Raw genomic sequence first — 8,385 nt, 5'->3', positions numbered from 1 at the left:
TGCTGGCGAGCCTGCTGGTCGCAGTCTGGTGGCGACTGATCGGCGGTGCTCGGCTGGCATTGCGCGATGTAAGGCGGGAGATGGCCGTAGGCAGCCTGACCATGGGCGGCTACCTGCTGGGGGTGATACTGGCGCTCGAGCATGGCGTCAGCACCGGCGTGGCCGCCTTGATTACCGCGCTTCAGCCGCTACTCGCTGCGGCGCTGGCCGGACCCTGGCTCAGCGAACGCCTGTCGGCCCGAGGCTGGGCGGGCATGGCCGTCGCCACGCTGGGCGTATTGCTCTATGTGCTGGATGATTTCGAGCATGGCGGCGGCAGTGCGCCGCTGTGGGCCTATGCGCTGCCGCTGGGTTCGGTCGTGGCCGTGACGCTCGGCAGCCTGCTCTCCGTGCGCTGGGCTACCGCCATGCCGGTGGCGGCGACCTGATGGTGCAGCTGTTCGCCGCCACCGGGATATTTACCCTGGCGGCGGTGATCGTGGCGGGGGGTGTGCCGGCCCTGCCCACCGACCGACTCAGCCTCACCGCGATGGGCTGGCTGGTGGTGCTCTCCAGCTTGGGGGGGTACGGTTTCTTCGTCGCGAGCCTGCGCCGGCTCGGGGTGACCCTGACCTCATCACTGGTCTACCTCACCCCTGCCGTGACCCTGCTCTGGGCCGCGGCCATGTTCGGCGAGCAGCCGAGCGCCCAGGGCATCGCGGGCATGACGGTCGCCATCGCCGGCGCGGGCCTGGCTATGCGCAGCGTCGGTACAGCAGGTCCCAGACCCCATGTCCCAGTCGCTCGCCACGCGCCTCGAACTTGGTGAGCGGTCGAAACGACGGCCGGGGCACGTAGGGCGCGGTGTCCGGTGATGCTGTATTGGCATAGCCGGGAGCGGCCTCCATTACCTCGGCCATCCACTCGGCATAGGCCTGCCAGTCGGTGGCCATGTGCAGCGTGCCGCCCACTTTCAGGCGCGTGCGGATCAGTTCGACGAAGGCGGGCTGGACGATGCGCCGCTTGTGGTGCTTCTTCTTCGGCCAGGGGTCGGGGAAGAAGAGTTGCAACGTATCGAGGCTGGCTTCCGGCAGGCACTGCTCAAGCACCGCCAGCGCATCCTCACGATAGACCCGGATGTTGCCCAGGCCGCGCTTGTCGGCCTCGTCTAGCAGCTTGCCCACGCCCGGGGCATGCACCTCGATGCCGATGAAGTCGGTCTCGGGGTGGCTCTCGGCCTGCTCGATCAGCGAGGCCCCCATGCCGAAGCCGATCTCCAATACCCGGGGCGCCTGGCGACCGAACAGGGCATCAAGATCCTGGCGCCCATCCGCCAGGGTCAGCCCCAGGCGGGGCCAGACATCCTCCAGCCCGCGCGTCTGGGCCTGGGTCATGCGTCCGGCACGTAGCACATAGCTCTTGATGCCGCGGCGATGCAGGGGGGCATCCGGCCCTTCCGGGCCGGTGCTCGAGGTGACGTTATCGTGGGGCTGGTCGCTCATGGAATCGATCGGGCTCTGGTAGGAAATTCAGCCGTTGATACGGCCGGCAAAGGGCGACGAGGGGTCGGCGCTCTGGCGGCGCGGCATGCGCCCGGCCAGGAAGGCTTCACGGCCGGCTTCGACGGCTTTCTTCATGGCACTGGCCATCAGCACCGGCTGACGGGCATGGGCGATAGCGGAGTTCATCAACACACCGTCGCAGCCCAGTTCCATGGCCATAGCCGCATCCGAAGCGGTGCCGATACCGGCGTCCACCAGCACCGGCACGCTGGCCTGTTCGATGATCAGCCGGATGTTGTGCGGATTCTGGATGCCGTGACCGGAACCGATCAACGAGCCCAACGGCATGATGGCGCAGCAGCCCATCTGCTCGAGCGCCCGAGCGACGATGGGGTCGTCGCTGGTGTAGACCATGACGTCGAAGCCATCCTTGAGCAGTTCCTCGGCCGCCTTGAGGGTCTCGACCACGTTGGGATAGAGGGTGTGATCGTCACCCAGCACTTCCAGCTTGACCAGCTTGTGGCCGTCGAGCAGCTCCCGAGCCAGCTTGCAGGTCCGCACGGCATCCTTCGCCGTATAACAGCCTGCGGTGTTGGGCAGCAGGGTGAAGCGCTCGGGCGGCACGACGTCCAGCAGGTTGGGCTCGCCGGCCTCCTGCCCGAGGTTGCTGCGACGCACGGCAAAGGTGACCACCTCGGCGCCGGACGCGGCTATGGCTTCGGCCGTCTCGTCGAAGTCCTTGTACTTGCCGGTGCCCACCAACAGCCGTGATGTGAAGGTGTGGCCGGCGATTCGCAGCGGTTGATCCTGAAAGAAGTCTGTCATCGAGTATGCCTTCGTAGGGTATCTGGAAAAGGGCGGCTAATCGGACCCATTCATCCACCGCCGATGGCATGGACGATCTCGACCCGGTCTCCCTGGCTCAGGCGGGTCGTCCCGTGCTCACTCCGGGGCACGATCTCCTCGTTGAGCTCGACGGCTATCCGCCGTCCTGTCAGGCCAAGGGTATCGATCAGCTGCGCCACCGTGAGATCGGCGGCCAGGTCATGGGCATCACCGTTGAGCTGGATCTGCATGGCGTCCTCTCTGCGTTGACGGGCCAATATTGTAGCCGGTTACGCCCCCTCGGGGTACGGTGGGCAGCAATCCAACCGACAGGGAGTGGCATCGATGCAGGACCGATCCTGGTGGGGCATGGCGGCACTGTCGGGTGCCCTCGTGGTCATGGCGGGCGCCTTCGGCGCTCATGCCCTGGAAGGCCAGTTGGCCCCGCGGCTGGCTGCCGCCTTCGAGACAGGTGTGCGCTATCAAGCCTGGCACACCCTGGCGATGCTGGGCGTGCTGGCCTGGCGCGCCTCGCACCCACGCCGGGGACAGGGCGTGGTGCTGGGGCTTTGGACAGCGGGAATCGTGCTGTTCTCCGGCTCACTCTATGGCATGGCCCTGACCGGCGTGCGCGGGCTGGGCATGATCACCCCCATCGGCGGCCTGCTGATGATCGGCGGCTGGCTGGCACTGGCGGTTTGCGCCCTGCGCGACCGCGCCTAGTCAGAGCCTGAACAGTGCCTAGTCGTTGTCAGGCAGCACGTAGGTAGCCGTCACCAGCGCCACCGGCGCCTCGTCACCGGCGGAGAACAGCTGCACCTCGCCCACGGCCAGGCGACGGCCCAGCTTCAGGATACGGGCATTGGCGATGATATCGCGATCCCCACGGGGCCGGCGCAGGAAGCGGCAGTGCAGGTCGCTGGTCACGGCCATGGGCTCCGGGCCGATCTGGCCAGGATTGCCACGTAGAGGCAGACGTCGGCCAGTCCCATCAGGGTCGGGCCCGACACACTGGCGCCGGGCCGCAGGTGTTCATCCTCGATGGCCAGGCTCATGGTGGCCCGCATGTGGCCGACGCCCTCGATGGTCCCGGCGCGCTGGGGGAATATCTCGTCGAGAAAGTCTTCGATGGCGGCGGCGGTCATCACGGTCATGGCATGGCTCCCTGGGGAAAGAGGTAATCTGGGGATGATCGGACCAAGATAGACGAGGCGGCCCGCCCCGCCCAGCCGACAAGTGTCGACGATATCAACGAAACGCCCCCGCGGCCTGGGTCGCGGGGGCGTGACGCCTAGCGTGCGGCACTAGCGGGCCGGTCCTGGCCTACTTCGCCTTGTGTACGGCGCGCCAATGGTGCAGAAGCGGCTCGGTGTAGCCGGAGGGCTGCTCGCGCCCCTTGAAGATCAGGTCGGAGGCGGCCTGGAAGGCCGTGGAGCCCTTGAAGTCGGCGCTCATCGGCGTGTAGGTGGGGTCGCCGGCGTTCTGCTCGTCGACCACCTTGGCCATGCGCTCCAGAGTTTCCTGGACACGGGCGCTGTCCACCACGCCATGATGCAGCCAGTTGGCGATATGCTGGCTGGAGATGCGCAGAGTGGCGCGGTCTTCCATCAGGCCGACGTTGTGAATATCCGGCACCTTGGAACAGCCCACCCCGTGCTCGACCCAGCGCACCACGTAGCCGAGGATGCCCTGGCAGTTGTTGTCGAGTTCCTGCTGGATCTCGTCGCTGGACCAGTTGGCCTCGGCGGCCACCGGCACGGTGAGCAGGTCATCCAGGTAGTCCGGCTCCCCCTGCGCCTCCAGCTCGCGCTGGATGCCGATCACATCCACCTGATGGTAGTGCAGCGCGTGCAGGGTGGCGGCGGTGGGCGAAGGCACCCAGGCGGTGTTGGCGCCGGCCTTGGGGTGGCCGATCTTCTGCTCGAGCATCGCCGCCATCAGGTCCGGCATGGCCCACATGCCCTTGCCGATCTGGGCGCGGCCGCGAAGGCCGCAGGCCAGGCCGACCTGGACGTTGTTCTTCTCGTAGGCAGCGATCCAGGCGGCGTTCTTCATGTCACCCTTGCGGATCATCGGGCCCGCTTCCATGGCGGTGTGCATCTCGTCGCCGGTACGGTCGAGGAAGCCGGTATTGATGAACACCACCCGGGAAGTGGCCTCGCTGATGCACGCCTTGAGGTTGACCGTGGTACGACGCTCCTCGTCCATGATGCCCATCTTCAGGGTGTCAGGCGCCATGCCCAGCAGGTCTTCCACGCGGCTGAACAGCTCGCTGGAGAATGCCACTTCCTTCGGGCCATGCATCTTCGGCTTGACGATGTAGACGGAGCCCGCGCGTGAGTTACGCGGCGTGTCGGCTCCCTTGTTGAGGTCGTGGAGCGCCAGCAGGCCGGTAACGATACCGTCGAGGATGCCTTCCGGCAGCTCGTTGCCCTCGGCATCGAGCACCGCCGGCGTGGTCATCAGGTGGCCGACGTTGCGCACGAACATCAGCGAACGGCCCGGCAGGGTCAGCTTGCCGCCATCGGGGGTGGTGTAGTCGCGGTCGCCATGCAGGCGACGGGTGATGGTCTTGTCGCCCTTGGCGACCTGCTCTTCCAGGTCGCCACGCATCAGGCCCAGCCAGTTGCGATAGACGCCCACCTTGTCCTCGGCATCCACCGCCGCCACGGAATCCTCGCAATCCATGATGGCGGTCAGTGCCGCCTCCACCACGAGATCCTTGACGCCGGCCGGGTCGGTCTTGCCGATCGGGTGAGCCGGGTCGATCTGGATCTCCAGGTGCAGGCCATGATTGGCCAGCAGCACCGAGTCGGGGCTCGACGCCTCGCCGGTATAGCCCACCAGCTTGCCGGAATCCTTGAGGCCAGTCTCCCGGCCGCCTTCAAGGGACACCACCAGGTGCCCATCACGCAGGGCATACTTCACCGCATCACGGTGCGAGCCGGTGGCCAAAGGGGCAGCGCGGTCCAGCACACCGCGGGCGTAGGCGATGACCTTCTCGCCCCGCTTGGGGTTGAAGCTGGCTCCCTTCTCGGCGCCATCCTCTTCGGAGATGGCGTCGGTGCCATACAGTGCATCGTAGAGGCTGCCCCAGCGGGCATTGGCGGCATTCAGCGCATAGCGGGCATTGCTCACCGGCACCACCAGCTGCGGCCCGGCCTGAATGGTGACTTCGCTATCGACATTGGCGGTGGTGACCTTGACCTGGGCAGGGGCGTCCACCAGGTAGCCGATCTCCTTCAGGAAACCGCGATAGGCGGCCATATCGCCCACCGGACCGGGGTTCTCACGGTGCCAGGTGTCGAGCCGCTCTTGCAGATTCTCGCGTTCAGCGAGCAAATCCCGGTTATTTGCTGTCAGATCATGAAAGATGGCGTCGACGCCCGCCCAGAAAGTTTCTGCATCGATGCCGGTGCCCGGCAGGGCCTGCTCGGTAATGAAGCCATCCAGCTCGGCAGCCACCTGAAGACGGTGGCGAGTGACGCGTTCTGACATGGGGGAGTCTCCTCGTGATGGCGGCGGACGAGGCACAATCCGCAGCCGCAATCCGTGGGGGTGAAACCACTCTATGGGAACAATTTTGTGGAAAATTGTTCCATATGTAAACCCGGGTGAAAGGTTCAGCACACTAGACATAGGGTTAAGAGGCATTGTTTTTGACCATTTGGTCAACTCGCTTTGCTTCACGGTCTATCGCTAGGCTAGACGACTCCTGTGTAAACTGAGACTTCAGCGCCATTCGACTGCCAGCAGCCATGACGGCTCGCAAGACGACCGGCTTACCTGTCGGAGGACATGATGACCGACTTCACCCCCCTGCAGGCCCTGGGGCCCATTGCCCCCTTCGGCTCGGATGCCGGAGAACCGCTGGCCGACTACCTCGACTACTACGGGCTGTCGCCCTTGCTGACCGAGCACGTGGGACTCTACGTCGGCTACCTGGAGACGGAGCGCTATCAGCTCTGGACCCAGGTGTGGAGCCCCCGCCAGGCGATCGGCACCGCCTTCGTGGTGCACGGTTACTTCGATCATCTGGGCCTGTACCGCCACCTGCTGGAGCGGCTGTTGGAGCGCGGCTGGCGAGTGGTGCTCTGGGATCTGCCGGGGCACGGCCTCTCCAGTGGTAGACGCGCCTGTATCGACGACTTCGACCACTATGGCGAATGCCTGCGCGCTCTGCAGGACCAGCTGGGCGATCGGGGGCTGGCACCCAGGCCCTGGCTCGGCGTCGGCCAGAGCACCGGCGCGGCGATCCTCGCCACCGACGCCCTCAGCCGCCCCGATGACGGGCACTGGTCTGGTCTCGTCCTGCTGGCACCGCTGGTACGCCCTTCCGGCTGGTCCCAGTCGAGCTGGCTGCACCTGCTGGTCGGCCCCTTCGTACGCACTCTCCCCCGGCGGTTCAAGGAGAACTCCACCGATAGCGAGTTCGCCATCTTTCTGCGAGAACAGGACCCCCTGCAGCCCGAGCATCTGTCGATGATCTGGGTAAGTGCCATGCGGCGCTGGATGCCGCAGATGCTGGCACTCCCCCCCAGTGAATTGCCCACCCTGATCCTGCAGGGGGAGCAGGACCTGACCGTGGACTGGGAGTGGAACCTGTCGGTGCTGGAGCGCAAGTTTCCCAATGCGCGCATTCGCCGCCATCCGGAAGCACGGCATCACCTGGTCAATGAAGCGGAGGCCATACGCCATACGCTTTTCGCGGCCCTGGACGACTTCATCGTCGACCTTGAGCTTCCCTCACCGGCCTTTGACGAGTCTCCGTCCCGATGCTGAAATGCGCCACGATACTATTGACGGCCCTGCTGCTGGTCGGCTGCGCCACCCAGCCTCCCGAACCCGACCCGATTCGCCGGGCCCTGCAGAACCTGAGCGACCGTGCCGCCGACCGGCTGATGATCGTTGCCGAAATACAGCCGCCCCAGGACCAGGTACTGTTGCTCGCTGCGCCCTCGGTAGACACCAGCCTGAGTATCGCCCCCGAGCGTTTCCGGGAAAACCTGACCCGGGCCATGCTGCGAGTGTCGGATGGCCCACAGGTACTGGACTGGCGACCCGCCATGGCCGGCAACAGTGGCGATCATCAGTGGCGCCTGGAGAGCCGGCTGGAAGCTACCGCGCCGCGCCTGCAGCTCTCAGATCGGGAGCTGCTGCCCTACCGGCTGACCCTGTCTCTGTTCCGCCCTGATAACGCCGCCGCACTCTGGGAGACCTCGATCGAAGGGGCCTTCGACGCCACGGCGCTATAGGCCTCAGCAGCGAAATAGACCTCTCACCCTTGGCGCTGACGATCCAGCTGGCGATAGCCGATGGCTTCCATGAGCTCCGCCCGCTCCGGTCGCGGCTTGCCAAGCAGGTCGGCCAAGGTCAGCGCCACCCGCAGTACCCGACGGTAGGCCCGAGCTGAGAGCCTCAACCGCTCGAGCACCCCGGCCAACCAGGTGCGATCCGCCGTCGACGGTGCACAGGCTGCCTCAAGCTCGCGGCTCCCAGATGGGCGTTGAGCGCCCCCCGGCCATACTGGCGCTGGCGGGCCGCCATCACCCGCTCCCGCACCTCGGCCGAACTCTCCCCCATCTCGCGGGAGGTCAGCTGTTCCGGCGGCAGCGCCGGCACCTGCAGGTCGATTCGATCCAGCAACGGCCCCGAGAGCCACGATTGGTAGCGCTGGATTTGAGCGGCGGTGCACTGACAGGCCTGGCGGGGGTCGCCCAGGTGTCCGCAGGGGCAAGGATTCATGGCGGCCACAAGCTGAAACCTGGCGGGGAAGCGTCTTTCGTGGTTAGCCCGGGCGATATGGATCTGTCCCGACTCGATGGGTAGGGGCTTTTGACAAACTTCCTCCAAAGGAGAAACCAATTTGATGACAATGCCAATCCATCGTGTGTAATATTGATTTTTCTATGATGCCTCGGAGTGTGGCAATGTTAATGGCTTTATTAGTTGCAAAGCTTTTAGATTTAATTGGTTTCATCATGGCCGGGGCAATAGTGCTATTCATCAAGTCAAGATGGGGGATAATAATATCTGGTGCAATCACTTCGATTGCAACAATATTTATCATTCAAGCCAC

9 protein-coding genes and 2 pseudogenes are annotated in these 8,385 nt (G+C 65.2%); 5 read left to right on the top strand and 6 right to left on the bottom strand.

Translation table 11 applies throughout. The annotated features are described in order from the left end of the window. Both Q427_RS29240 and Q427_RS30465 read left to right on the top strand, forming a co-directional pair. Nucleotides 1-428 (top strand): EamA family transporter (locus tag Q427_RS29240; protein WP_197030752.1); only part of this gene is annotated, 428 nt, incomplete at its 5' end. Further along, complete coding sequence (locus Q427_RS30465) at nucleotides 428-808, top strand: EamA family transporter (protein WP_081786115.1); 381 nt, start codon at nucleotides 428-430, stop codon at nucleotides 806-808. The genes Q427_RS29240 and Q427_RS30465, both read left to right, overlap by 1 nt. Here the strand turns inward: Q427_RS30465 and trmB are convergent. From trmB to thiS, 3 genes are read right to left on the bottom strand one after another with little or no spacing between them, the layout of a single operon-like run. Next, nucleotides 735-1,481, bottom strand: a complete 747-nt coding sequence (gene trmB, locus Q427_RS19830) for a tRNA (guanosine(46)-N7)-methyltransferase TrmB (RefSeq protein ID WP_043516840.1) — start codon at nucleotides 1,479-1,481, stop codon at nucleotides 735-737. The genes Q427_RS30465 and trmB overlap by 74 nt on opposite strands. Before the next feature lie 27 nt (nucleotides 1,482-1,508). Then, nucleotides 1,509-2,306, bottom strand: coding sequence for a thiazole synthase (locus Q427_RS19825; protein ID WP_043516839.1), 798 nt, complete (start codon nucleotides 2,304-2,306; stop codon nucleotides 1,509-1,511). Nucleotides 2,307-2,356: 50 nt separating this feature from the next. Then, complete coding sequence (gene thiS, locus Q427_RS19820; RefSeq protein WP_043516838.1) at nucleotides 2,357-2,557, bottom strand: sulfur carrier protein ThiS; 201 nt, start codon at nucleotides 2,555-2,557, stop codon at nucleotides 2,357-2,359. Between the two features lie 94 nt (nucleotides 2,558-2,651). Between thiS and Q427_RS19815 the strand changes: the two genes are divergently transcribed. Continuing rightward, on the top strand, nucleotides 2,652-3,029 hold the full coding sequence (locus tag Q427_RS19815) for a DUF423 domain-containing protein (protein WP_043516837.1): 378 nt from the start codon (nucleotides 2,652-2,654) through the stop codon (nucleotides 3,027-3,029). Nucleotides 3,030-3,047: 18 nt separating this feature from the next. Here the strand turns inward: Q427_RS19815 and Q427_RS19810 are convergent. Both Q427_RS19810 and Q427_RS19805 read right to left on the bottom strand, forming a co-directional pair. Continuing rightward, nucleotides 3,048-3,460, bottom strand: a pseudogene (locus tag Q427_RS19810) (PaaI family thioesterase). Nucleotides 3,461-3,629: 169 nt separating this feature from the next. After that, nucleotides 3,630-5,804: a malate synthase G gene (locus tag Q427_RS19805; RefSeq protein WP_043516836.1), complete on the bottom strand. Its 2,175-nt coding sequence runs from the start codon at nucleotides 5,802-5,804 to the stop codon at nucleotides 3,630-3,632. 303 nt (nucleotides 5,805-6,107) lie between these two features. Between Q427_RS19805 and Q427_RS19800 the strand changes: the two genes are divergently transcribed. Both Q427_RS19800 and Q427_RS19795 read left to right on the top strand, forming a co-directional pair. Next, the gene (locus Q427_RS19800; protein WP_043516835.1) at nucleotides 6,108-7,088 is read left to right on the top strand and encodes an alpha/beta hydrolase; all 981 of its coding nucleotides are present in this window, start codon (nucleotides 6,108-6,110) and stop codon (nucleotides 7,086-7,088) included. Beyond that, the gene (locus tag Q427_RS19795) at nucleotides 7,082-7,561 is read left to right on the top strand and encodes a hypothetical protein (protein ID WP_043516834.1); all 480 of its coding nucleotides are present in this window, start codon (nucleotides 7,082-7,084) and stop codon (nucleotides 7,559-7,561) included. Before Q427_RS19800 ends, Q427_RS19795 begins: the two co-directional genes overlap by 7 nt. A 23-nt stretch (nucleotides 7,562-7,584) precedes the next feature. Here the strand turns inward: Q427_RS19795 and Q427_RS19790 are convergent. Then, nucleotides 7,585-8,132, bottom strand: a pseudogene (locus Q427_RS19790) (ATP-binding protein); the annotation flags it as partial. Between the last annotated feature and the right edge of the window lie 253 nt (nucleotides 8,133-8,385).

Source organism: Halomonas sp. BC04, assembly GCF_000568385.1.
This window is presented reverse-complemented; position numbering and strand designations above follow the sequence as displayed.